General features: G+C 70.7%; 23 protein-coding genes and 1 pseudogene. 9 read left to right on the forward strand and 15 right to left on the reverse strand.

Annotated features, from left to right (window positions below; genetic code table 11):
- Positions 1-48: 48 nt before the first annotated feature.
- Positions 49-996, reverse strand: a complete 948-nt coding sequence (locus BIV03_RS08330; protein ID WP_071295316.1) for an aldo/keto reductase — start codon at positions 994-996, stop codon at positions 49-51.
- Positions 997-1,101: 105 nt separating this feature from the next.
- Here BIV03_RS08330 and BIV03_RS08335 point away from each other — a divergent pair, with 105 nt between their 5' ends.
- Genes BIV03_RS08335 through BIV03_RS08345 form a run of 3 tightly spaced genes read left to right on the forward strand, consistent with a single transcriptional unit; the run spans position 1,102 to position 2,527 of the window.
- A complete protein-coding gene (locus BIV03_RS08335) occupies positions 1,102-1,701 on the forward strand; it encodes a TetR family transcriptional regulator (protein ID WP_254790807.1) in 600 nt (199 codons plus the stop codon).
- A gap of 17 nt (positions 1,702-1,718) precedes the next feature.
- Positions 1,719-2,135, forward strand: coding sequence for a VOC family protein (locus tag BIV03_RS08340; protein ID WP_175473767.1), 417 nt, complete (start codon positions 1,719-1,721; stop codon positions 2,133-2,135).
- Positions 2,132-2,527 carry an arsenate reductase ArsC gene (locus tag BIV03_RS08345; protein ID WP_071295317.1) on the forward strand — a complete coding sequence of 132 codons (396 nt, stop codon included), beginning with the start codon at positions 2,132-2,134 and terminating at the stop codon, positions 2,525-2,527. The genes BIV03_RS08340 and BIV03_RS08345 overlap by 4 nt, the downstream gene beginning before the upstream one ends.
- 15 nt (positions 2,528-2,542) lie before the next feature.
- On the opposite strand, the gene BIV03_RS08350 is transcribed toward BIV03_RS08345, so the two are convergent.
- From BIV03_RS08350 to BIV03_RS08395, 11 genes and pseudogenes are all read right to left on the reverse strand, one after another.
- Positions 2,543-2,812, reverse strand: coding sequence for a hypothetical protein (locus BIV03_RS08350; protein ID WP_070416867.1), 270 nt, complete (start codon positions 2,810-2,812; stop codon positions 2,543-2,545).
- Positions 2,813-2,837: 25 nt separating this feature from the next.
- Positions 2,838-3,341 carry a flavin reductase family protein gene (locus BIV03_RS08355; protein ID WP_071295318.1) on the reverse strand — a complete coding sequence of 168 codons (504 nt, stop codon included), beginning with the start codon at positions 3,339-3,341 and terminating at the stop codon, positions 2,838-2,840.
- On the reverse strand, positions 3,338-3,856 hold the full coding sequence (locus BIV03_RS08360; protein WP_071295319.1) for an NADPH-dependent FMN reductase: 519 nt from the start codon (positions 3,854-3,856) through the stop codon (positions 3,338-3,340). Before BIV03_RS08360 ends, BIV03_RS08355 begins: the two co-directional genes overlap by 4 nt.
- 159 nt (positions 3,857-4,015) lie before the next feature.
- A pseudogene (locus tag BIV03_RS20110) lies at positions 4,016-5,203 on the reverse strand (NtaA/DmoA family FMN-dependent monooxygenase); the annotation flags it as partial.
- The gene (locus BIV03_RS18740; protein WP_217637361.1) at positions 5,170-6,438 is read right to left on the reverse strand and encodes an NADH:flavin oxidoreductase/NADH oxidase; all 1,269 of its coding nucleotides are present in this window, start codon (positions 6,436-6,438) and stop codon (positions 5,170-5,172) included. The pseudogene BIV03_RS20110 and the gene BIV03_RS18740, both read right to left, overlap by 34 nt.
- The gene (locus BIV03_RS08370) at positions 6,438-7,772 is read right to left on the reverse strand and encodes an NtaA/DmoA family FMN-dependent monooxygenase (protein ID WP_071295321.1); all 1,335 of its coding nucleotides are present in this window, start codon (positions 7,770-7,772) and stop codon (positions 6,438-6,440) included. The genes BIV03_RS18740 and BIV03_RS08370 overlap by 1 nt, the downstream gene beginning before the upstream one ends.
- A gap of 42 nt (positions 7,773-7,814) precedes the next feature.
- Entirely contained in the window at positions 7,815-8,591 is a 777-nt protein-coding gene (locus tag BIV03_RS08375; RefSeq protein ID WP_071295322.1) for an ABC transporter ATP-binding protein, read from the reverse strand.
- Positions 8,588-9,436 (reverse strand): ABC transporter ATP-binding protein, encoded by an 849-nt coding sequence (locus BIV03_RS08380; protein ID WP_071295323.1) that lies wholly within the window; start codon positions 9,434-9,436, stop codon positions 8,588-8,590. The genes BIV03_RS08375 and BIV03_RS08380 overlap by 4 nt, the downstream gene beginning before the upstream one ends.
- 19 nt (positions 9,437-9,455) lie before the next feature.
- Positions 9,456-11,081, reverse strand: coding sequence for an ABC transporter substrate-binding protein (locus BIV03_RS08385; protein ID WP_217637362.1), 1,626 nt, complete (start codon positions 11,079-11,081; stop codon positions 9,456-9,458).
- A gap of 85 nt (positions 11,082-11,166) precedes the next feature.
- A complete protein-coding gene (locus tag BIV03_RS08390) occupies positions 11,167-12,072 on the reverse strand; it encodes an ABC transporter permease (protein WP_083403291.1) in 906 nt (301 codons plus the stop codon).
- Positions 12,072-13,202, reverse strand: a complete 1,131-nt coding sequence (locus BIV03_RS08395; RefSeq protein ID WP_083403292.1) for an ABC transporter permease — start codon at positions 13,200-13,202, stop codon at positions 12,072-12,074. The genes BIV03_RS08390 and BIV03_RS08395 overlap by 1 nt, the downstream gene beginning before the upstream one ends.
- Positions 13,203-13,456: 254 nt before the next feature.
- Between BIV03_RS08395 and BIV03_RS08400 the strand changes: the two genes are divergently transcribed.
- On the forward strand, positions 13,457-14,185 hold the full coding sequence (locus BIV03_RS08400; RefSeq protein ID WP_071295324.1) for a GntR family transcriptional regulator: 729 nt from the start codon (positions 13,457-13,459) through the stop codon (positions 14,183-14,185).
- A 76-nt stretch (positions 14,186-14,261) separates the two neighbouring features.
- Positions 14,262-14,699, forward strand: a complete 438-nt coding sequence (locus BIV03_RS08405) for a VOC family protein (protein ID WP_071295325.1) — start codon at positions 14,262-14,264, stop codon at positions 14,697-14,699.
- A 6-nt stretch (positions 14,700-14,705) separates the two neighbouring features.
- Here BIV03_RS08405 and BIV03_RS08410 read toward each other — a convergent pair whose 3' ends face one another.
- Positions 14,706-15,659 carry a manganese catalase family protein gene (locus BIV03_RS08410; protein WP_071295326.1) on the reverse strand — a complete coding sequence of 318 codons (954 nt, stop codon included), beginning with the start codon at positions 15,657-15,659 and terminating at the stop codon, positions 14,706-14,708.
- A gap of 166 nt (positions 15,660-15,825) precedes the next feature.
- On the opposite strand from BIV03_RS08410, the gene BIV03_RS08415 reads away from it, so the two are divergent.
- Positions 15,826-16,794 (forward strand): helix-turn-helix transcriptional regulator, encoded by a 969-nt coding sequence (locus tag BIV03_RS08415; RefSeq protein WP_070416877.1) that lies wholly within the window; start codon positions 15,826-15,828, stop codon positions 16,792-16,794.
- A 9-nt stretch (positions 16,795-16,803) separates the two neighbouring features.
- The gene (locus tag BIV03_RS08420) at positions 16,804-17,679 is read left to right on the forward strand and encodes a DUF808 family protein (RefSeq protein ID WP_071295327.1); all 876 of its coding nucleotides are present in this window, start codon (positions 16,804-16,806) and stop codon (positions 17,677-17,679) included.
- A 51-nt stretch (positions 17,680-17,730) separates the two neighbouring features.
- Here BIV03_RS08420 and BIV03_RS08425 read toward each other — a convergent pair whose 3' ends face one another.
- Complete coding sequence (locus BIV03_RS08425) at positions 17,731-18,570, reverse strand: glycoside hydrolase family 16 protein (protein ID WP_070416879.1); 840 nt, start codon at positions 18,568-18,570, stop codon at positions 17,731-17,733.
- Positions 18,571-18,757: 187 nt separating this feature from the next.
- Here BIV03_RS08425 and BIV03_RS08430 point away from each other — a divergent pair, with 187 nt between their 5' ends.
- Together BIV03_RS08430 and BIV03_RS08435 are read left to right on the forward strand one after the other, a co-directional pair.
- Positions 18,758-19,111: a helix-turn-helix transcriptional regulator gene (locus BIV03_RS08430; RefSeq protein ID WP_071295328.1), complete on the forward strand. Its 354-nt coding sequence runs from the start codon at positions 18,758-18,760 to the stop codon at positions 19,109-19,111.
- A complete protein-coding gene (locus BIV03_RS08435) occupies positions 19,108-19,791 on the forward strand; it encodes a cation diffusion facilitator family transporter (RefSeq protein ID WP_071295329.1) in 684 nt (227 codons plus the stop codon). The genes BIV03_RS08430 and BIV03_RS08435 overlap by 4 nt, the downstream gene beginning before the upstream one ends.
- Before the next feature lie 15 nt (positions 19,792-19,806).
- On the opposite strand, the gene BIV03_RS08440 is transcribed toward BIV03_RS08435, so the two are convergent.
- Positions 19,807-21,759, reverse strand: a complete 1,953-nt coding sequence (locus tag BIV03_RS08440; protein ID WP_071295357.1) for a potassium transporter Kup — start codon at positions 21,757-21,759, stop codon at positions 19,807-19,809.
- Between the last annotated feature and the right edge of the window lie 141 nt (positions 21,760-21,900).

A 21,900-nucleotide genomic window follows, 5' to 3' on the forward strand; every position in this document is an offset into this window, starting at 1 on the left:
CGCGCCTCCCGTCCGTCACCGGTCGCGCCCACTGCCCACCGATGCCCGTCAGACCCGGCTCTCGATGCGCTTGCCGCGCACGTCGCGCGAGAGCGCGTCGATGCGCGCCAGGTCGTCGGCCGTGAGGACGACACCGGCCGCCGCCACGTTCTGCGCGACCCGGTCGGGGTTCTTCGATCCCGGGATCGGGACGACGTCGTCCCGCTGCGCCAGGATCCACGCGAGGGACAGCTGCGAGAGCGAGACGCCGTGCTCGTCGGCGATCGCGGTCAGCGCCCGGACGACCGCGACGTTCTGGTCGAAGTGCTCCGGCGCCCACCACTCGAGCATGTGCCGGATGTCGTCCTCGGGGTAGGCGGACCGCGGCTGGACGGCCCCGCCCAGGAACCCGCGTGCGAGCGGTGAGTAGGCCACGAGCCCGATGCCGAGCTCGTCGACGAGCGGGAAGAGTTCCTCGGACTCCCGGGCGAACACGGAGTACTCGGTCTGGAACGCCGAGATCGGGTGCACGGCGTGGGCCCGACGGAGCTGGTCGCCGTCGGTGTTCGAGAGCCCGATGTACTTGACCTTGCCGGCCTGCACGTACTCCGCCATCACGCCGACGACGTCCTCGATCGGCACCGCCGGATCGTGGACGTGCTGGTAGAGGAGGTCGATCGAGTCGGTGCGGAGGTTCCGCAGGCTCTGGTCGACGACCTCGCGGATGTGCTCGGGGCGGGAGTCGGGCGCCCAGTCGTCCGCGGTGAAGCCGAACTTGGTGGCGATGGTGACCTCGTCGCGGACGGGCGCCAGGGCCGCACCGAGGAGTCGTTCCCCGGCACCCCACCCGTACATCTCGGCGGTGTCGAAGTGGGTGACGCCGAGGTCGTGCGCGCGACGGATCGCCGCGATGGACTCGGTGTCGTCGGCGGGCCCGTACGCGAAGACCGTCCCCATCGCGCCGTAGCCGATGGATCCGACCGTGAGGCCCTGGGTCCCGAGAGTGCGCTGCTGCATGTGCCGTCCTTCCGTCGTGTCTGGCGATGCAGATGACACTGTACGCCTTTTCTGTCAGTCTCTGACAACTTGGTCATGTTCCGCCTCCCTCGGTACGATGCCGTCGTGGGTGAGACGAGCGCGCGGACCGGTCTGCGGGACATCACGCGTGAAGCCGTGCGCGCGCGGATCGCAGCGGTCGCCGTCGCCCGGTTCGACCGCGACGGGTTCGACGCCGTCACCGTCGAGCAGATCGCGGCCGAGGTCGGCATCTCGGCGCGGAGCTTCCACCGGTACTTCCCGGCGAAGGAGGACGCCGTCATCGGCGATCCACTGCGACACCGGGGTGCGCTCGCGGAGGCGCTCCGGGAGCGTCCGGACGACGAACCGGCCTGGACCGCGCTGCGCGAGGCGTTCGTCGGCATGATGGTCCGCGCCGACGAGGACCCCGAGTCCGGTCGGCGGTCGGTCCGCGTCATGACGTCGACGCCGTCGCTCCGCGCCCGCAACCTCGAGAAGCACCTCGCCTGGGCGGACGTCCTGACGCCGATCCTGACCGAGCGGCTGCGCGCCGGGGACCCCGACGGCGCCGAGCTCGGTGCGGCCGTCCTCGTGCAGGCCGCGCTCGGGTGCTTCGACGTCGCGATCGCCACCTGGTCCGTCACCGACGAGGACGCTCCGGCCCTGCTGCGCCGGACGTTCGACACGCTCGCCGCGGCGGTCTGAGCGGTAGGGTCCGGGGCATGAACGTGAACGGGCCCTCGCCCTACTTCCAGTTCGACGGCACCGCGCTCCAGGCACTCGGGCGCTGGCAGGACGTCTTCGGCGGCGAGCTCAGCATCGCCACCTTCGCGGACTTCTCGCGCACCGACGGCCCCGCCGACGCGGTCGCGCACGGGCAGCTCACCGGCGGCGGCATCACGCTGTTCGCCGCCGACGCCCCGACCGGCGAGACCTCCTTCTCGGCGACCGGGCTGCTCTTCTCCCTGCTCGGCGCCGCCGAACCCGACGTGCTCCGCGGCTGGTTCGACGACCTCGCCTCGGACGGCGCCGTCGTGGACCCGCTGCAGGAACGCCCGTGGGGCGACTGGGACGGCACCGTGCGGGACGTCTTCGGCGTCACCTGGCTGATCGGCTTCGAGGCGGCGGCACTCGCGTGACCGACCGCCCCACCGTGCTCTTCGTGTGCGTGCACAACGCCGGCCGGTCCCAGATGGCCGCCGGCTACCTGCAGCACCTGGCGGGCGACCGCGTCCGGGTGTTCTCGGCCGGCAGCGAACCGGCCGACCGCGTCAACGCCGTCGCGGTCGAGGCCATGGCGGAGGAGGGCATCGACATCGCGACCGCCGTCCCCGCCGTGCTCGAGGCCGACACCGTGCGGGAGTCCGACGTCGTCGTCACGATGGGCTGCGGCGACGCGTGCCCGGTGTTCCCCGGGAAGCGCTACGAGGACTGGGAGCTCGACGACCCGGCCGGGCAGCCGATCGACCGCGTCCGCCCCGTCCGGGACGCCGTCCGCGCGCGGGTCGAGCAGCTGATCGCGACCCTCTGAGCAGGGACCCCGACGCTACCGCTCGTCGAGCGCCAGCAGCGGTGCCCAGTACGCATCGGGTCCGTCGGCGACCACGGCGTCCGGTTCGAAGCGGAAGCCGTAGCCGCGGACGAAGTCGAGGGCCGCTGCCTGCTCCCCCGCCGCGTCGTCGTCCGCCTCGTCGAAGAGGTACTCGCCGTGTCCCATGCGGACGCCCGAGTCGCTGATCACCGTGAGGTCCCAGCGGCCCTCCTCGGCACGTTCGATCCGCACGACGGCGGCCTGCTCAGCGGTGAAGTCAGCCATGCGGCGAGCATACGGACGTCACGCGTCAGGCGCTCAGCTTCGCGAACGACGACCGGTGCCAGACCAGCGGGCTGTGCGCGAAGTCGGACATCAGGCCGTTCACACGGAGCACGACGATGTCGTGGTCGCCCGCCGGGTACGTGTGCTCCACCGAGCACTCCATCCAGATCGGTGCCCCCTCGAGGAACACCGCGCCCGTGTCGGACACCGTCGTGTCCACGCCGACGAAGCGCACGGACTTGTCGCGCGAGGCGAGCTGCCGCGTGACGTTCTCGTGCCGTTCGCCGAGCACCGAGACGCCGATGGACTCCGCTCCGGCGAGCGCCGGCCACGTGGACGACGAGTGCTGCACGGCGAACATCACGAGCGGTGGGTCCTGCGAGACGCCGACGGTGAAGGACGACGCGACGAGCACGGTGGGCGCGCCGTCGACGATCGCGGAGAGTGCGGCGACGCCGCAGGGGAACCCGGAGAACGCCTGCCGGAGGAGCGTCGGGTCCGCGGACTCGGCGGTGTAGGGCTTGATCATGCGCTGGTGCCTTCCTTGGTCGGTGCGGATGCGGCGGCGAGGACGACGTCCCGCCAGCGGGCGAGCCAGCCCTCGGTCGACGACTCGTCGGTGTAGTGCTTGTCGTTCAGGTACAGGCCCTGCACGGGCACGGTGGCGCCGAGCTCGACGAGCACGGGCTTGAGGAACACCTCGGGGGCCATGTGGTGCGCGGGACCGGCGCCGAGCATGAGCGGGACGACGGTCACCCCGGCGAGCCCGTCGGCCGTCGCGAACTGGTCGAGGAACAGCTTCAGGACGCCCGTGTAGGTGGCCTTGAACGTGGGCGAGGCGACCACGACGAGGTCGGACGCGGCGACGGTCGCGACCGCGGCCTGCACTCCGGGGTCTCCCCAGCCGAGGATCCCCGGGCCGAGGGCGATGACGTCGACGACGTGGTCGGGCGCGGACCCGGTGAGTCGTTCGGCGACGATCGTCGCGGCCTCGAGCGTGTGCGAGCCGGGCTTGGGGTTGCCGGCGACGACGGTGGTGATCATGGCGACCGTTCCTCTCTCTCGGATCTCATCCAACGCCGTGGCGGTTACCCCGTCGTGAAGGTGCCGTTACCGTTCATTGCGCGAGCCGCCCTGGTGGCGACCACACGGAAACCGCAGGTCAGGGGCGGAGTCGAGCCGCGCCTCCCGGCAACTCGCGTGTCAGAACGCGAGCAGGTTCTCGCGGAACGTCTCGTGCTCGTAGCCGTCCCTGACCAGACCGCGGCGCCGGAGCACCGGCGCGAGTCCGTCGCAGACCTCGGTGAGGTTCTTCCGGGTCACCGGGAGTCCGACCAGGAAGCCGTCGGCGCCGGAGGCGGCGATCGCCTCCTCCATCTGGTCGGCGACCGTCTCGGGGCTGCCGACGAGCCGGACCGATCCCGTGGTGTCGCGCTGCGCGGGGAGGGCCTCGCGGAGCGTCTTGCCGTCGGCCTTCGCCAGGAACGCCTCGATGACGCTCTGGTGCCCGTTGCTCTTGCCCTTGAGATCCGCCGGCAGCGGTTCGTCGAGGTCGAACTGCGCGAAGTCGAACCCCGACGTGTACGACAGGTTCGCCAGCTGCGCGTCGATGTTCTCCCGGGTGGCGGCGAGCTGTCGGGCCTGTTTCGCCTCGGCCTCGTCGTCGGTGTCGGCGAGCACGGGCTCGACGAGGAACAGGATCTTCGCGTCCGTCTCCTCGCGGCCGAACCCGACCATCCGTCGGTGCATGTCGTCGACGTACTCGCGCATGGCGTCGACGCCCGGTGCCGAGGCGATGAGCGTGTCGGCGTTGCGCGCGCCGAGGTCGCGACCCGCCGGGGAGCCGCCGGCCTGGCAGACCACGGGGTGTCCCTGGGGGCTGGCGACCGTGTTGAGCGGCCCACGGGTGCGGTAGTACTTCCCCGCGAAGTCGGCGTACCGCACCTTCGTGTGGTCGGCGAAGACGCCGGTCGCCTCGTCGAGCACGAGGGCGTCGGCGTCCCACGTGTCCCAGAGCGCCCGGACCGCGTCGATCCACTCGTCGGCCATCGCGTACCGCTCGTCGTGCTCGAAGTGCTGGTCGTAGCCGTAGTTCTGCGCGGCCGCGTGCGGTGAGGCCGTGACGAGGTTGATGCCGACACGGCCGTGCGTCAGGTGGTCGAGCGTGGACATCAGCCGGGCCGCGAGGAACGGCGGGTAGAAGGGCGTCGCGGCGGTCGCGATGATGCCGAGGTGCTTCGTCGCGGCGGCGAGCAGCGGGACCAGCGGCATGGGGTCGTGCCGCACGATCGCGGAGCGCAGCGAGTGCTCGAACGAGGAGCCGAACACGTCGGGGAGGACGGACGAGTCCTCGAGCATCATGAAGTCGAACCCGGCCCGCTCGAGCGAGGTGGCGGCGTCGACGAAGAGCTGCGGGTTGGCGACGTCGTGGCGGACGTTGCCGGACCACTGCCCGTTCCAGCCGTAGACACCGAAGCCGTAGCCGAGGAACCAACCGAGGTGGAACATGGGTGTGCCTTCCGTGGGAGGTGGTGTGGTGCCGGACGGTGCTGCGCCCGGTGGTACGGCAGCGGGTGGTAGTCGATGGAGGCGCCGAGCTCGGCGGCGGCGCGGAGTCCGAAGCGCGGGTCGCGCAGGAACTCGCGGCCGACGAACACGACGTCCGCCCGGCCCTCGGCGACGACCGCCTCGGCCTGGTCGGCGGTGGTGACCAGCCCCACCGCGCCGACCGGTGCACCGGTGGCGGCCCGCAGCCGTTCCGCGTGCCCGACCTGGTAGCCCGGGAACACCGGGATCTCGGCGTCCGGGACCATCCCGCCGGTGGACACGTCGAACAGGTCCGCGCCGGCGGCCACCGCCCAGGAGGCCGTGGTCGCCGTGTCCTGCTCGGTCCAGCCCCCGGGGACCCAGTCGGTCGCCGAGAAGCGCACCAGGATCGGGAACCCGTCGCCGAGGGCGGCGCGCAGGTCGCGGACGACGTCGAGCAGGAGGCGGGCCCGTCCGTGCAGCGAGCCGCCGTACTCGTCGTCGCGCGTGTTGGCGAGCGGGGAGAGGAACTGGTGCAGCAGGAACCCGTGCGCGGCGTGCAGCTCGACGAACTCGAACCCCGCGTCGCGCGCCCGGACGCCCGCCGCGACGAACGCCCGGTGGATCCCGCGGACCTCGTCGGTGCTGAGTTCCCGCGGGGCCGCGTACCCGGTGTACGGCACGGTGGACGGTCCCACGACGGGCCACCCGCCGTCCGCCACGGGCACGGTGCCGCGGACCCGGTCCCAGCTCCGCCCGGTGGACGACTTGCGACCGCCGTGGCTCAGCTGGATGCCGATGCGGACGCCCTGGTCGCGGACGAACGCGGTGGTCGGGCGCCAGGCGTCGCGCTGCGCGTCGTCCCAGAGCCCGAGGTCGTACGGCGTGACCCGGCCCTCCGGGGTGACGGCGGTGCACTCCGCGACGATCGCTCCGGCGCCGCCGAGCGCGAGCCCGCCGAGGTGCACGTGGTGGAACGGGGTGGGCATGCCGTCCCGGGCCTCCACCGTGAACATCGTCAGCGCGGGCACCCAGAGCCGGTTGCGGAACCGGGTGCCGCGCAGCTCGATCGCCTCGAACAGCGCCGGGGCGCCCGGCATCAGAACGCCCGCAGGTTCTCGCGGAGCGTCGTGCCGGTGTACTCGTCGCGGATGAGCCCCCGGCGGCGCAGGGCCGGGGAGAGGCCGTCGGCCACCATCGCCATGTTGAGGCGGGTCGTCGGCATGTAGACGAGGAAGCCGTCGCCGCCGACGTGCTCCATGAACTCGCCCATCTTCGCCGCGACGGTGTCCGGCGAGCCGACGAACCCGAGGTCGTTCACCTGGTGCGACGAGGCGACGACCTCGCGCAGCGTGCGGCCCTGCTGGCCCTCGAAGAGCTTCTCGATCGAGGTGTACTCGCCGTTCTGCTTCGAGATGTCGATGTCCTCGACCCGGGTGTCCGGGTCGATCGCCCCGAAGTCGATGCGACCACCGGACGTGTACGACATGTTCCAGAGGTTGTACTCGATCGCCTTGTCCGACGACATCGCGAGCCGGGCGGCCTCCGACGCGGCCTGCGCCTCGGCGTCGGTGGCGGCGATGGTCGGCGTGACGATGAACAGGAACTTCACGTCGTCCGGGTTCCGGCCGGCGGCGGCGACCCGGGCGCGCATGTCGTCGCGGTACGCCTTCGCGCTCTCGGGCGTCTTCGACAGGGCGATCATCGTGTCGTCGTGGAGCGCGGCGAGCTGCCGGCCCATCTCCGATCCACCGGCCGAGCAGATCGGGACGACGCCCTGCGGCCCCGGGATCGTGTTGAGCGGCCCGCGCGACCGGAAGAACTCGCCGCGGTGGTCGATCGGATGCACCTTCGTGTGGTCGGCGTAGACGCCCGCCACCGGGTCGGCGACCACGGCCCCCGGTTCCCAGGACCCCTGCAGGGCCTTGACGACGTCGGCCCACTCGATCGCCATCCGGTAGCGCTCGTCGTGGTCGAGGTGCTGCTCGTAGCCGTAGTTCTGGGCGACGCGGTCGGTGACGCTCGTCACGACGTTCATGCCGATGCGCCCCTCGGTGAGGTGGTCGAGCGTCGTGCCGAGGCGTGCGGCGAGGTACGGCGGGTACTGGATCGTCGAGAACGTCGGGACGATGCCGATGTGCTTCGTGGCCTGCGTCATGAGCGGGACGAGCGGCATGGGGTCGTTCTTCGGCGCCATGAACCCGCGCCGCAGCGAGGTGTCGGCGGTGCCGCGGTACGAGTCCTCGACCATCGCGGTGTCCTCGATGAGGACGTAGTCGAAGCCGCCGCGCTCGAGGTTCTTCGCGAGGTCGATGTAGATGTCGGGCTTCATCCAGTCGGTCACGTTGGTGCCGGTCCAGGGACCGTCGCCGTTCGTGTCGGACCAGGCCTGGATGCCGAAGCCGTTGCCGAGGAACCATCCGAGGTGGAACATGTGGAGCCTTTCGTGTGGGAGGGCGGGCGCGTCCGGGAGGGACTACGCCACGGGCTCCTCGACGGCCAGGTGGGCGTCGACGAGCTTCTGCGTGTACGGGTGTCTGGGGTGTTCGAGGACTTCGAGCGTGCGGCCGGACTCGACCACCTCGCCCTGGTTCATGACGACGAGCTCGCCCGTGATGAACGCGGTCGCCGGCAGCCCGTGCGACACGAACATGAGGCCGGCGCCGTGGTCGTTCGAGTAGCGCTTGAGCAGGTTGAGGACGACGCCCTGCACCGAGACGTCGAGCGCCGAGACGGCCTCGTCGCACACGAGCAGGTCGGGTCGGACGACCAGCGCCCGGGCGATCGACATGCGCTGACGCTGGCCGCCGGAGAGTTCGGACGGGTACCGGTCGACCCAGCTCGGGTCGATGCCGAGCTCCGTGGTGATCTCGCCGATCGCGGCGTCCGCACCGTCGACGTCGTGCCCGCCGAGGATCTGTGCCGGCGTCCGGAGCGACTCGCGGATGCGGTGTCGCGGGTCGAACGTCGAGGTGGTGTCCTGGGCGACGAGCTGCACCCGTCGTCGGTACTCGAGCCGACCGGCACGCGTCGACATGATCGACCGGAGGTCCCGGTCGTCCACGGTGATCGTGCCGGCGGAGGCCCGCTCGAGTCCGGTGACGATCTTCGCCATCGTGGACTTGCCCGAGCCGGACTCCCCCACGATGCCGACGCGCTGGCTCGCGCCGAGGACGAACGAGACGTCCCGGACGGCGGTCTTGCGGCCGTAGCGCCGGGCGACCCCGGTGGCCTCGATGCGGATGCCGGTCATGCCGCCGTTCCTTCCAGTCGGGCGCGGACCGACTCGAGCGTCGGCAGTTCGTCGAGCCGTGCGGACGCCAGGGTCGGCACACACTCGAGCAGTCCACGGGTGTACGGGTGGGTGGCCCCGTCGAGTCGCGAGGACGGCAGCTGCTCGACGATCTCGCCCTGGTACATGACGACGACGAAGTCGGTGAAGCGCCGGCAGAGCTCGATGTCGTGCGTGATCACGAGCACCGCCGTCCCCTCCTGCTCGGCGAGGTCGACCATGAGTTGCATCGCACCGACGGCGAGCGATGCGTCGAGCGCGCTCGTGGGTTCGTCGGCGATGAGCAGTGCGGGTTTCGAGGCGAGCGCGATGGCCATCATCACGCGCTGCCGCATCCCCCCGGAGAGCTCGTGCGGCTCGGCACCCATGACCCGGTCCGGGTCGGTGATGCCCACGGCACGGAGCCGTTCGAGGGCATCGGCGGTGGCGCGTCGCTTCGACACCCGCTCGGTGGCCCGGAGCACGGCGACCAGCTGGCTGCCGATCGTCCACACCGGGTCGAGGGACGACATCGCGTCCTGGAAGATCATCGACAGCCCGGGGGTCCGGACCGGGATCCGACCGGCCGGCCCGGTCCGCTCGATCGAGCTGCCGTCGAGCTCGAGAGTCCCGACCTCGACGGTCCCGGCGTCGAGGAACCCGGCGATGGCGTTGCCGAGGCTCGTCTTGCCGGAGCCCGACTCGCCCACGACCGCGACGCGTTCCCCGCGCCGGACCACGAGGTCGGCGTGGCGGACGGCGTGGTTCGTGCCGTAGGTGACGTTGAGGTCCGTGACCCGGAGGACCGGGGCCGACTGGTCGTTCATGGTGTCTCCCTGTCGTCGCTCAGTTCGAGGCGAGCTGCAGCTGCGAGTAGTCGATGACGTTGTCGGAGCGGAACACGTACCCGTCGACGTCCTTCGCGAAGGCGTTGAGCGGCTGCACGTAGTTGATGTAGATCGTCGGCATCTGGTCCTGCAGGACCTTCTGCGCGGCGTTCCAGTACTTGCCCGCCTCGGCCCCGGTCGGGTCGCCCGCGGCGTTGCCGTCCGCGATGGCCTGGTTGAGCTCGGCGTTGTCGAAGTCCGGCCAGTTGATGGCGGAGCCCGGCGTGTAGAAGAGCGACAGGACGTAGGGCGGCGACTGCACGACCGCGTAGTCGCGACCGAGGGACGCCTCGAACGTCTTCGCGGCGAGTCCGGCCTGGAAGGTCGACGAGTTGACCGTGTCGATGGTCATGTCGAAGCCGGCGTCCTTCACCGCGGTCTGGATCTGGACGGCGGTCTCCTGCAGGTCCGGGACGGAGTTGTTCACGGTGAGGGTGAACTGCACCGGGTCGGTGTACCCGGCGTCGGCCAGGATCTTCTTCGCCTCGGCCGGATCGGTCTCGTTGGCCGTGAGCCCGCTGCCGTCGAAGCCCGGGTCGGCGTCGGAGAGGATGCTCGAGATGGAGTCGGCCCGACCGTGGTAGACGTTCTCGTTGATCTTGTCGTAGGGGATCGCCGCGGCGAGTGCGCGGCGGACGGCGACGTCCTTGAACGTGCCCTTCGTGGTGAGGAGGGGCATGTACACGTACGCGTTCGTCGGCACGTCGAACACCTGCGCGGCGTCGGCGTCCTTGAGCTCGACCTGGTCGGCAGGACGGAGCTGCGCCGCGATCTGCGCGTCGCCGGACTTCACCAGGTTGGCGCGCTGGCCGGCGTCCGCGACCACGCGCTGGACGATCCGGGCGATCGACGGCTTGCCTTCGGCGTACCCGGCGTTCGCGGTGTAGATCGTCTGCTCACCGGGCGTGTAGGTGTCCACCTTGTAGGCCCCGAAGCCGAAGTTCGGGTGCGTGCCCGACCACTTCACGGCCCACGGGTCGCTCGACGTGGTGTGCTCCTTGAGGACCTTCGCGTCGTAGATGTTGTAGCCGACGTTCGCGAGCAGGGACAGGGCCGTGTAGCCGTAGCTCGCCTTGTCGAGCGTGAGGGTGACGGTCTCGTCGTCGACCTTCGCGAACTGGTCCGGCTTCGTGATGAACGGGGCGCTGATGAACGGCACGATGCTCGTCTCGACGGCGAACTTGCGCTGGATGCTCCAGATCACGTCGTCGGCGGTGAGTGCGTTGCCCGCCGTGGACTTCGCGTCCGTGTCGAGGTGGAACGTGTAGGTGAGGCCGTCGTCCGAGACGTCGTAGCTCTTCGCGAGGACCGGGGCGAACTTGTTGTAGTCCTCGTGCTCGGCCTGACCGCCGGTGCCGTCGACGTACTCGTTGCGGATGAGCGAGGCTCCGGTGTTCTTGAAGAACTCGGCGGCCTCGTACCCGGTGGCGCTGGTCTCGTACGAGAAGCTCTGCGGCTGGGCCGCGGTGACGATGACGAAGGCGCTGGAGGCGGCGTTCCCGCCGGCGCTGCAGGCCGCGAGACCGAGGGCGCCGACGACCGCGATCGCGGCGGCGGCGGCGATGGTGCGTTTCATGTTCAGCATGGGCAGGGGTCTCCTGGGGAAGGGGATGGGACGGGAGGGACGGTGTGGGTGGGGAGGAGGGGGCGCGTGGGGCAGGTGGTCGCCGTCAGACCCGCGATCGGCCGACGAAGGCCGCGACCAGGACCGAGGCGGACCAGACGGAGAGGCCGAGGGCGGCTGCCGGGAAGAGCACCGGCCACCACCGCCCCACCGCGGCGTCCGGGGCACCGGCGGCGAGCATGGTGCCCCACTCCGCGGTCGGTGTCGGGATGCCGACGCCGAGGAAGCCGAGGGCGGCGCAGAAGATGATCGCCATGCCGAAGATCGTCGAGGTGTTCTCGATCGTCGTCCGGGCGGAGTTCGGCAGCACGTGGCCCAGGAGCAGGCGCAGTTCGGACTCGCCGGACATCCGGGCGGCGTCGACGTAGCCGTCCGACCGCGTGCGGAGGACCTCGGTGCGCATCAGCCGCGCCTGGAACGGGATGAGGACGATCGCGAGGGCGAGCGTGATCACCACGGCGTTGCGTCCGAAGAACGACACGATCACGAGCCCGGCGATCATCACCGGGATCGACTGCACGAGGTCGACGGCGCGGCCCAGCAGTCGGGCCACGAACCCGAGCACGGTGCGGTCGCCCTGGTACATGCCCGAGACGAGCCCGATCACGATGGCGACGACGGTGGCGATGACCGTGATGCAGATCGCGATCACGATGTCGAGGCGGAACGCGGTCATCACCCGGGAGTAGACGTCGAGGCCGTTCGCGTCCGTGCCGAACCAGAACTCCCCCGACGGGGCCTCCGACTGCCCGCCGACCACCGACGTGGCCGGGTGGTTCACCATGTACGGCCCGACGACCGCGAGCACGACGAGCACGGCGAAGGGGACGAGCCGCAGGACGAAGCCGGTGCGCCCGGCCGGTCGACCGACGCGACCGTCCTGCGTCGAGCGGGTGCTCCCCGCTCCGGTGGTCGTCGGCTCGGGCAGCGCGGTGGGGGTGTCGAGCGCCATCAGGCGTCCTTCCCGGCGACGCCGGCGCGCCGCCTCGAGTCGAGGAGCATCGTGACGATGTCCGTGACGAGGTAGATGACGAGGCACATCGCCGCGGTGACGAGGAGGAACGACCGCAGCGCGAAGACGTCGGAGGCGTTCACCGCGTCCACGGCGTACTGCCCGAGTCCGCCGAGACCGAAGAGCGACTCGAGGACCACCGCGCCGCCGAGGAACAGGCCGAACAGCATGCCGAGCGTGGCGACCGTCGAGGGGAGCGCCCGGCGGTAGATGCTCGCGAGGACCGTCCGGCGGGACGCTCCGGACGCCACACGGAACCGGGTGGCGGGGTCGTTGATCGCCTGGTCCAGGTTGACGATGAGCATCTTGATGAGCAGCGGGGAGTGCGCGACGACCATCACGACGACGGGCAGCACGAGGTGCTGCGCGTACGACGCGAAGGCTGCCGGATCCCCGGCGATGAGCGCGTCCACCATCGGGAAGTTCGTGACGGTGGGCGGCGCGATGAGCAGCGGGTCGAGGCGGCCGCTCGGCGCCGGGGCCCAGTGCAGCTCGGCGTAGAAGACGAAGAGGAACGCGATGCCGATGACGTACTCGGGCAGCGCGCCCGCCGACCGGGCGTAGGCGGTGAGCAGCTTCGCGAAGCGGTTGCGGCGGTGCGTGACGATGAAGTGCGCGGTCACGAGCGACACCGCCGAGGCGAGGAGCAGCCCCCAGAACACGAGCTCGAGCGTCGCCGGGACCCGGGTCGCGAGGTCCTGCGCGACCGGTCGGCCGGTGGCGATCGACGTGCCGAAGTCGAGGTGGGCGAGCTGTGTCAGGTAGGTGCCGAGCTGCTGGATCCACGAGCCGGTCAGCCCGTAGGACTCCCGCGCCTGCTCGAGCTCGGCGCCGGACAGGCGTCCGCCGGTGGCCGACACGACCGGGTCACCGGGGATGAGCTGCACGAGGAAGAACGAGACGAGGACGAACACCAGGACGTTGGCGACGGTCAGTCCGGCCGGGCGCAGGAACCAGAGACGCTCCCGGACGCTTCGTCGCCTCGTCGTCAACGAGGTGTCGAGGGCGGCGAGACGCTCGGCCTCCGCACGGGTCGCATCGTCGACGATGTCGGGCTCTCTCACGGTCATGTGCCGGCCTTCCGTCGCATCGGGTGGTGGTCAGCAATGCTCGCGATCGTTCGTTTCCGACGACCGCTCCGGGTGTAACCGGATCATTAAGCGACCAACGGCGAAAGGAAAGCCCAGGTGAGAGGGACTTCGCCCGACCGTTCACGCCGTTCGCGCGGTTCGGAGGAATCCGTTGCCCTGCGCGACGAGCGTCGTATACTCACTGCACCCGAGCCGCATCGTGGCGGTGAGATCCTGCGACGATCGGAGTCACGATGAGCGACACGCTGTCCGACCACCCGCGCGCGAAGGGCGGGTCCTCACGCGGCCGACAGATCTCGGCGAGACGGGTCCGCGACCTCATCACCGCCTCGATCCGCGAGGGGCACATCGCACCCGACGCTCCCCTCGCCGAAGAGGACCTCGTCACGCTGTTCGACACCAGCCGCGGGTCCGTCCGCGCCGCGCTCGCGCAGCTCCGGGACACCGGGTTCCTCGAGCGCCGGCCGCGCGTCGGGACGAAGGTCACGCACCGCGGGGTCGTCGTGCCCCTCACCGACATCGACGCCGACAGCGAGCACGTCTACGTCGAGCGCTTCGAGGACCGCATCGTGCCGAGCTTCCCGCTCGTGCGCGAACGGCTCCGCATCGACGAGGACCACGTCCGGATGATCGAGAACCTGCTCGTCACCGACGACGACGTGATCGGACTCCGCGCCGCCTACTTCTCGGTGCGCTACACGCACTCCCCCGAGACCCTGTCCGGGCCGATCAACATGACGACGGTGCTCCGCGACTTCTTCGACGCGTCGCGCGGCGAGGTGCTCGTCACCATCGGCAGCGAGGCGGCCGACGCCCACACGGCGAAGATGCTCGGTACCGAGGTCGGCGCGCCCCTCATCGTGCGCGAGGTCACGTACCACGACCTCGACGGCGTGCCGGTCCAGACGGTCTTCGACCGGTACCGCGGCGACCGGGTGCGGCTCGAGGGTTCCACCCTCTGACCCAGGAGGCGCGGCGCGCTTCCCGACGGCGGTGGCGGCCCGGCGCGTGGTGGCGCCCACGACGTACAGTGGCGCCATGACGGCGACGGTGCGGCAGGTGCAGGTGACGTTCGACTGCGCGGACCCCGAGCGGGTGGCGCGCTTCTGGTGCGAGGTCCTCGGCTACGTGGTGCCGCCGCCACCGGAGGGGTTCGACTCGTGGGACGCCTTCGACCGGGCGCTGCCCCCGGAGCACCGCGGTTCGGCGTTCGCCTGCGTGGACCCGACCGGCGTCGGCCCACGGTTGTTCTTCCAGCGCGTGCCGGAGGGCAAGGTCGTGAAGAACCGCGTGCACCTCGACGTCCGGGTCGGCAGCGGGCTCGTCGGCGCCGAACGGCTCGCCGCCCTCGACGCCGAGAGCGACCGGCTCGTCGCCCTCGGCGCCACGCAGTTCCGCCGCCTGCTCGCTGACGAGGTCAACGAGTCGTGCATCGTCATGCAGGACGTCGAGGGCAACGAGTTCTGCCTCGACTGAGACCGGTCAGGCGACGGGGCCGTACACCGGCGTCTCGACCTGGTCGAGCTCGAGCTCCGCGGTCTGCTGGATGAGCGCGAGCAGATCGGCGTCGAGGCCCGGCGCGAACTCCTCGAGCCGCTCCGGCGCGATGAACGACGGCACCCCGGCGGGTGCCTGCTCGGACGCGTCGAGGTCGGTGCCGTCGTTCGACGGGGAGGCGCCGCGGAAGATCTTCGCGGCCTCGGACGCACCGTCGAGGTCGAAGCTGTACTGCTTGCTCTGCAGCCCCAGGTCGACGAGCGCCTTGACCTCGGGGAACGCCTCGGCGTTGGTCTTCGGGATCGGCAGGAGCTTCCCCCAGTCGACGCCGAGGGCCTCGAGCGCCTTCGCGTAGGCGTTCTCGTGCGCCTGGTCGCGCACGATCAGGTACGCGATGGTGCTGCGAGCGCTGGGGTTGTCGGTCATCTCGTAGATCCGGCACTTCTGCAGGCGGCCGGTCGACTCGAGCATGAGGTTGTACAGCAGGTCGAGCGGCAGGTTGCCGGAGTTGTACACGTAGCTGCCGCTCCACGGGTTCCCGGCCGCGTCGACCGGCAGGGCTCCCTGGGCACCGACGAGGTAGTGGTGGATGTTGCCCGTGTCGAGCGCGATGTTCAGCGGGGTCGCCCCCTTCGCCCCGGGGGTGTCGAGCGGGTCGGTGAGCGTGCCGGAGTACTCGGGAGCACCGTCGAGCAGCCGTGAGATCGTGGTGCCGATGAGCTCGACGTGGCTGATCTCCTCGGTCCCGACACCCTGGATGAGGTCGCGGAACGGCTTGGCGGCCGGACCCCGGAAGTTCATCGCCTGGAACAGGTACTGCATCATCGTGCGCATCTCGCCGAACTGCCCGCCGAGGCCCTCCTGCAGGGCGTTGGCGGCCGCGGGGTCCGGTTCGCCGTCGGCGATCTCGTTGATCCAGGTCTGTGCGTGGAAGTACATGTGGTCCTCCGTCCGAGCGACGGATCCGCCGCTGTCCTCACCGTCCTCGGGGGCGTCTGGCAGCCCGTACGGAACAGCCGCCGAACGCAGTCGCGTCCGTGGTCGGGTGCGCGAACTGCGTCGCGATGTGACCGATCGGGGACGACATGCGCGACACTGGTCGGACATGGTCCACGATGTCGCGCCGATCCACGTCGATCGCCGGGGGTCCTCCCTCGACGATGCCGTGGCGCTGTACGAGCGGGTGTACGACAGCCGTGACATCCACATCGGCGATGCTGCCCGCGACGGGTTCGCCTTCCGCTTCCGGGCCGTCGGCGACCAGGACGTGGTGGTGGGCACCTCGGACGTGGCGGCACGACGGTGGGGCACGATCGTCCCCGGTCACGACTACGTCCTGGCGTGGGCGACCGGCCCCGGCATGACGATCGACACCGGGACCCGCGACCCGGTGCAGCTGCTGCCCGGCATCCCGGTGATGTACCCGGTCGGTCGCGACTTCACGTTCGAGGGGCTCCCCTCGGGACAGCACTCGGTCCGGTTCGGTGGCGCGTTCCTCGAGTCGATCGCCGCCGCGCGCCGCGGCGACGACGAGCCGCGGCAGCTCGCGTTCCGCCGCACGCTGGGGGTGGACGCGCTGCGGCTGCTCCGCAGCCGGATCGGCGAGGCCGCACCGCGCCTCCTGGACCCGACCGCGCCGGAGACGGTCCGCGCACGCTGGAACCAGTCGATCGCGGACGCCGTGGCGGCGGCGTTCGACGCGACGCCGTCGTCGGCGCCCACGGTGGCGGTCGGGTCGTCGACGATCCGGTTCGCCAAGGAGTGGATGGTCGCGAACGCCCGCCGGCCGCTCACGGTCGCCCAGGTGAGCGCTGCTGCCGGGGTGAGCGCACGGGGACTGCAGGCGGCCTTCCAGCGGAACGTCGGCGTCCGGCCGATGCAGTTCCTGCGCGAGGCCCGGCTGCACGGGGTCCGCGCCGAACTGCTCGCGGGTGACCCCGAGCGCGTGACGGTCGCCGAGGTCGCGCTGTCGTGGGGGTTCAACCACCTCGGGCGGTTCTCCGGGTACTACGCCGAGGTGTACGGGGAGTCCCCCTCGCAGACCCTGCGCCGACGGGACGCGCCGAGGCCCTAGTCTGAGCGCATGTCAGTCGGTCTGCTCGCCATCGTCGACGACGTGCTCTCCGCGGCCCTCAAGGCCAGCGCCAAGACCGCTGGCGTCGTGATCGACGACGCCGCGGTGACCCCGCAGTACGTGCAGGGGCTCTCGCCCGCGCGCGAGCTGCCGGTCGTGGGGCGGATCGCACTCGGCAGCCTCTTCAACAAGTTCGTCATCATCATCCCGCTCGCGCTGCTGCTCACCGCGTTCGCGCCGTGGGTGCTGCCGTGGCTGCTGCTGCTCGGCGGCACCTACCTGTGCTTCGAGGGGGCCGAGAAGGTCACCGAGTGGTTCGGCGCGCACCACGTCAGCGAGTCCGAGGAGACCGTCGCCGAGCCGAAGCTCGTGTTCGGGGCGATCCGCACGGACCTCATCCTCAGCACCGAGATCATGCTCATCGCCCTCGCCGGACTCGACCCCGACCTCGGACTCTGGCCGACGCTCGGCGCGCTCATCGTCATCGGGCTCGTCATGACCGGGGCGGTCTACGGCGCCGTGGCCCTGCTCGTGAAGATCGACGACATCGGGCTGCAGATGATGAAGAACAGCGTCCGTCGCACGAGGCGGACGGGCGCGCGGATCGTCCGCGCCATGCCGACCGTGTTCCGTGTGATCGGCATCGTCGGCACGGTGGCCATGCTCTGGGTGGGCGGACACCTCGTGATCGCGAACCTGGCGGAGACGTTCTGGCACGGCCCGTACGACCTGCTGCACGCGATCGAGCACGGCATCGAGGCGACCGGGCCGGTCGTCACGTGGATCGTGGACACCGCGGTGTCGGCGGTGGTCGGGCTCCTGCTCGGCCTGGTGGTCGTCGCCGTCGTGCTGGGCATCGGACGGCTGCGCGGCCGCACCCACTGAGCGGGCACGGCCGCCCCGGCTCCCGCGTCGGTCAGCGGGGCCGGCGCCCGGTCAGTTCCAGATCGCGATCCAGTCGACGCTGACGTGCCCGACCGCGCTCGCCGGGATCGCCCCGCCGTTCGTGGTGGTCTCCGCCTGCATGGTCACGCGGAAGGCCGTCGTCGGCACCGCCTTGGTGGTCGAGGAGACGAGCTTGCCGTCCCAGTAGAACCGGACGATGCCCTTGTCCCACTCGGTCGTCGCGACGTGCCAGCCGGTGCTGTCCGAGGGCGCGAAGGTCTCCTTGCCCGGTTCGAACCGCATGCCGAGCGGCGTCCAGCTGCCGGGCACCGCCGAGGCCGGGCGGGGGCGGGCACCGAGGTCGGCCTCGGGCCAGTCGATCTCTCCCTCGTTCCAGTCGTCGCTCGACGGCCAGAGGATCGTCGAGAACTTGTAGCCCTGGGTCTTCGTCGTCTTGTACCGGATCGACACCCGACCCGTCTTGTGCGGGGCGTACCCGTCGGGCATGATCGCCGCGACGAGGGGCTGGCCCTTCTCGGTGTGCAGCGCGAAGTCGAGCACGCCGCCCTTCACGCTCAGGACCTTCGACGGCGCGTACTTCCCCTTGCCGGTCGTGTCCGTGAAGCCGTCGTAGAGACCGATCCGCGGGTACGTCGCCGCGAACTTGCCGACCGGCGCGGCACTGTCGAACCCGGCGCGGAACGTCTGCTTCCAGGTCCGGCCGTTCGTGGTGACGTTCGTCTTCGGGATCGTCCGGCCGTCCGGCACGGTCGAGGTCGCCTTCGACGAGGCGGGGAGGGCCGCTGCTCCGGCGGGCGCGCCGGCAGCGAGGCTGGTCGCGGCGACGAGTGCGATCGAGAGCGCGGCGACGAGGACGGACGGGGACCGCATGCTGACTGCCTCCTGCGTGGGGGTGTGCGTGTGTTGCGATGGCCGTGGTGCTTGTGCGATGGAGTATCGGGCGTCGCTGCTCGTCGGTTAGTCGATTCCCGGCCTGGATCCCCCGGCGTTCAGGTTCGCTGTACCCGACGTACCCGTCTACCCCCGATCGGTACAGTCCTCGCTGTACTGTGGGTGCATGCTGCTCGTCGCACCGCGCCTCGAGGTGATGAACCGCCTCGGCCGCGCCCTCGCCGATCCGACCCGCGCGCGGATCCTCCTCCGCCTGCTCGAGTCGCCCCGGTACCCCGCCGTGCTCGCCGACGACCTCGGGACCACCCGGGCGAACGTGTCGAACCACCTGGCGTGCCTCCGCGGGTGCGGGATCGTCGTGGCCGTCCCGGAAGGCCGTCGGACCCGCTACGAGATCGCGGACGCGCACCTCGCCCGTGCACTCGAGTCGCTGGTCGACGTCGTGCTGGCGGTCGACGACGGTGCGCCGTGCACCGACGACGCCTGTGCCGTGCCGCTCTGCTGCGGGCCGGGCGCATGAGCGCCGCGCTGCCCCTCGGGCCCCGTCCGACGGCCGTCCGGAGTGCGGTGCTGCGCCGCCGGATCCGATGGATCGTCGCCGCCACCATCACGTACAACGTCGTCGAGGCCGTCGTCGCGATCGGCGCCGGTTCGGTCGCGTCGTCCACCGCCCTGATCGGCTTCGGCCTGGACTCGATCGTCGAGGTGCTCTCCGCGGCCGCGGTCGCGTGGCAGTTCGCGGCGCCCGACCCCGAGCGGCGCGAACGGACGGCGCTCCGCGTGATCGCCGTCTCGTTCTTCGGGCTCGCCCTGTACGTCTCGGTCGACGCGGTGCTGACGCTGACCGGACTGCGCGAGCCGGAGCACAGCACGGTCGGCATCGTGCTCGCCGCGGTCAGCCTGGCCGTGATGCCGTTCCTCAGCTTGCTCGAACGGCGCACGGGCCGCGAGCTCGGTTCGGCGTCGGCCGTCGCGGACTCGAAGCAGACCCTGGTGTGCAGCTACCTCTCCGCCGCCGTCCTGGTCGGCCTACTGCTGAACACCCTGTTCGGCTGGACCTGGGCGGACCCGGTGGCCGGGCTCGTCGTCGTGGTGTTCGCGGTCCGGGAAGGGCTCGAGGCCTGGCGGGGCGACGCGTGCAAGCAGCCCGTCGCCGCGCTCACCGGCGAGCGCGAGGTCGAGGCCTGCGACTGCTGCTGAGGCGAACGACGGTCGTCAGATCTCGACGTCGCTGCCCATCGTCACGGTGCGGTGCGCCGGCAACCCGAAGCGGGCGGCCGGGTCGGCGGCGTTGTGCGCCAGTCCGACGAAGAGCTTCTTGCGCCAGCCGACCATGCCCCGGTTCCCCGCCACCGGCCGGAGTGCGCCGCGCGAGATGAAGTACGACGCGTTCGCCATCTCCTCGGGGTCGACGTCGAGCACCTCGGCGAGGCAGGCCGCGTGCAGGGCCTTCGGCAGGTCCTGGTCGTCCGAGAAGCCGAACTTGATCGTGATGTGGTCGATGCCGTCGTCCTCGTAGCCGAGGTCGTCACGGAAGAAGGCCTTGGCGTGCGGCACGTGGGGCACGTTCGCGGTGATGACGGACACGATGACGACCGTCCGGTGCACCACGTGGTTGTGCTCCACGTTCGCCCGGAGCGCGAGCGGCGTCGTCTCCTTGTTGGGGTGCGGGAAGATCGCGACACCCTGCACGCGCGGGATGCCCTTCGTGTTGATCTTCTCGATGAAGTCGGCGAGGGACCCCTCACGCTCCTTGCGCTCCTCCTGCACGAGCTGCCGGCCACGACGCCACGTGGTCATGAGCGTGATCACCGCGAGCGCGATCAGCAGCGGGACCCATCCGCCGTGCAGGATCTTCGACAGATTGCCGGCGAGGAACGTCAGCTCGAGCCCGCCGAACGCCACCGCGGCGACGACGAGCTTCCACGTCTTCCAGTGCCACAGCGGCTTCACCACGAGCAGCAGCAGGAGCGTGTCGACGACGAGCGCACCGGTGACGGAGACCCCGTACGCGGTGGCGAGGCTCGCCGAGGAACGGAACGCGAGCATGACGGCCATCACGCCGATGAACAGCAGGAGGTTGACGGCCGGCAGGTAGATCTGGCCGCCCTCCTGCCGGGAGGTCTGCCGGATGGTGAGCGGTGGCAGCAGGCCGAGCTGCACGGCCTGGCGGCTCAGCGAGAACGCCCCGGAGATCACCGCCTGGCTCGCGATGACGGTGGCCATCGTCGCGAGGATCACGACCGGGATCTGCAACGCGCTCGGGAAGAGCAGGAAGAAGGGGTCCTTCGCCGCCCCGGGCTGGTTGAGCACCAGCGACGCCTGGCCGAGGTAGTTCAGCACGAGGGCCGGGAAGACGACGAAGAACCAGGCACGGAGGATCGGCGTCCGCCCGAAGTGGCCCATGTCGGCGTAGAGGGCCTCGGCGCCGGTGATGACCAGCACGACCGCGCCCATCGCGACGAACGTGATGTACGGGTGCGCGATGAGGAACGCGATGGCCCACGTGGGCGAGAGCCCCTGCAGGACGCCCGGGTGCGCCAGGATGTGCGGCACCCCGGCGGCGGCGATGACGACGAACCAGAGCAGCATCACAGGGCCGAACAGGTTGCCGACCTTGCCCGTGCCGACCCGCTGCACCGCGAACAGCACCACGAGGATGACCGCCGCGATCGGCACGATGAGGTGCCCGACGCTCGGGGCGGCGGTCTGCAGCCCCTCGACGGCCGAGAGCACGGACACCGCCGGGGTGATGACGGAGTCGCCGTAGAACAGCGAGACGCCGACGATCCCGATGACGAGGAAGATCGTCGCTCCCCCGCGGCGCTTCGCGTAGAGGCGTCGGGCCAGTGCGGCGAGCGCCATCACCCCGCCCTCACCGTTGTTGTCGGCGCGCATGAGCACGAGGACGTACTTGATCGAGACGATGATCGTGATGCTCCAGAACATCATCGAGATCACGCCGTAGACGTCCTCCTGGTTGGCCTGCACGATGCCGCCGTCGATCGTGAACACGGTGCGCAGCGCGTACAGCGGGCTCGTGCCGATGTCGCCGAAGACGACGCCGAGGGCGGCCAGGGCGAGGGCGGCGATGCCCTTCGCGGGGCCGTGGGTGCCGGCGTCATCGGAGGTCTCGGTCGTCGGGGTCTGAGAGCGGGTCTCGGTCACGCTCGTCACTTCCGTCTCTTCACCGTCCGTCCGACGGCGTCTTCGCCGTCGGGCGACGGCCGCGGATCATCATCGCACCCGTTCGGCCGGAGCGCTCGCAGCGGGCGCACATGCGCACTCCGGCGGGATCGGGTACGTTCC

Source organism: Curtobacterium sp. MCBA15_016 (assembly GCF_001865105.1).
Classification (GTDB): Bacteria; Actinomycetota; Actinomycetes; order Actinomycetales; family Microbacteriaceae; genus Curtobacterium.

Excerpts from the sequence above, each read along its gene's own strand:
- BIV03_RS08350 (WP_070416867.1), bottom strand. The coding sequence starts at position 2,812 with ATGGCTGACTTCACCGCTGAGCAGGCCGCCGTCGTGCGGATCGAACGT.
- BIV03_RS08390 (WP_083403291.1), bottom strand. The coding sequence starts at position 12,072 with ATGGCGCTCGACACCCCCACCGCGCTGCCCGAGCCGACGACCACCGGA.
- BIV03_RS08400 (WP_071295324.1), top strand. The coding sequence starts at position 13,457 with ATGAGCGACACGCTGTCCGACCACCCGCGCGCGAAGGGCGGGTCCTCA.
- BIV03_RS08360 (WP_071295319.1), bottom strand. The coding sequence starts at position 3,856 with ATGATCACCACCGTCGTCGCCGGCAACCCCAAGCCCGGCTCGCACACG.
- BIV03_RS08385 (WP_217637362.1), bottom strand. The coding sequence starts at position 11,081 with ATGCTGAACATGAAACGCACCATCGCCGCCGCCGCCGCGATCGCGGTC.
- BIV03_RS08375 (WP_071295322.1), bottom strand. The coding sequence starts at position 8,591 with ATGACCGGCATCCGCATCGAGGCCACCGGGGTCGCCCGGCGCTACGGC.
- BIV03_RS08380 (WP_071295323.1), bottom strand. The coding sequence starts at position 9,436 with ATGAACGACCAGTCGGCCCCGGTCCTCCGGGTCACGGACCTCAACGTC.
- BIV03_RS08430 (WP_071295328.1), top strand. The coding sequence starts at position 18,758 with ATGCTGCTCGTCGCACCGCGCCTCGAGGTGATGAACCGCCTCGGCCGC.
- BIV03_RS08355 (WP_071295318.1), bottom strand. The coding sequence starts at position 3,341 with ATGATCAAGCCCTACACCGCCGAGTCCGCGGACCCGACGCTCCTCCGG.
- BIV03_RS08330 (WP_071295316.1), bottom strand. The coding sequence starts at position 996 with ATGCAGCAGCGCACTCTCGGGACCCAGGGCCTCACGGTCGGATCCATC.
- BIV03_RS08415 (WP_070416877.1), top strand. The coding sequence starts at position 15,826 with ATGGTCCACGATGTCGCGCCGATCCACGTCGATCGCCGGGGGTCCTCC.
- BIV03_RS08435 (WP_071295329.1), top strand. The coding sequence starts at position 19,108 with ATGAGCGCCGCGCTGCCCCTCGGGCCCCGTCCGACGGCCGTCCGGAGT.
- BIV03_RS18740 (WP_217637361.1), bottom strand. The coding sequence starts at position 6,438 with ATGCCGGGCGCCCCGGCGCTGTTCGAGGCGATCGAGCTGCGCGGCACC.
- BIV03_RS08340 (WP_175473767.1), top strand. The coding sequence starts at position 1,719 with ATGAACGTGAACGGGCCCTCGCCCTACTTCCAGTTCGACGGCACCGCG.
- BIV03_RS08395 (WP_083403292.1), bottom strand. The coding sequence starts at position 13,202 with ATGACCGTGAGAGAGCCCGACATCGTCGACGATGCGACCCGTGCGGAG.
- BIV03_RS08420 (WP_071295327.1), top strand. The coding sequence starts at position 16,804 with ATGTCAGTCGGTCTGCTCGCCATCGTCGACGACGTGCTCTCCGCGGCC.
- BIV03_RS08370 (WP_071295321.1), bottom strand. The coding sequence starts at position 7,772 with ATGTTCCACCTCGGATGGTTCCTCGGCAACGGCTTCGGCATCCAGGCC.
- BIV03_RS08405 (WP_071295325.1), top strand. The coding sequence starts at position 14,262 with ATGACGGCGACGGTGCGGCAGGTGCAGGTGACGTTCGACTGCGCGGAC.
- BIV03_RS08410 (WP_071295326.1), bottom strand. The coding sequence starts at position 15,659 with ATGTACTTCCACGCACAGACCTGGATCAACGAGATCGCCGACGGCGAA.
- BIV03_RS08425 (WP_070416879.1), bottom strand. The coding sequence starts at position 18,570 with ATGCGGTCCCCGTCCGTCCTCGTCGCCGCGCTCTCGATCGCACTCGTC.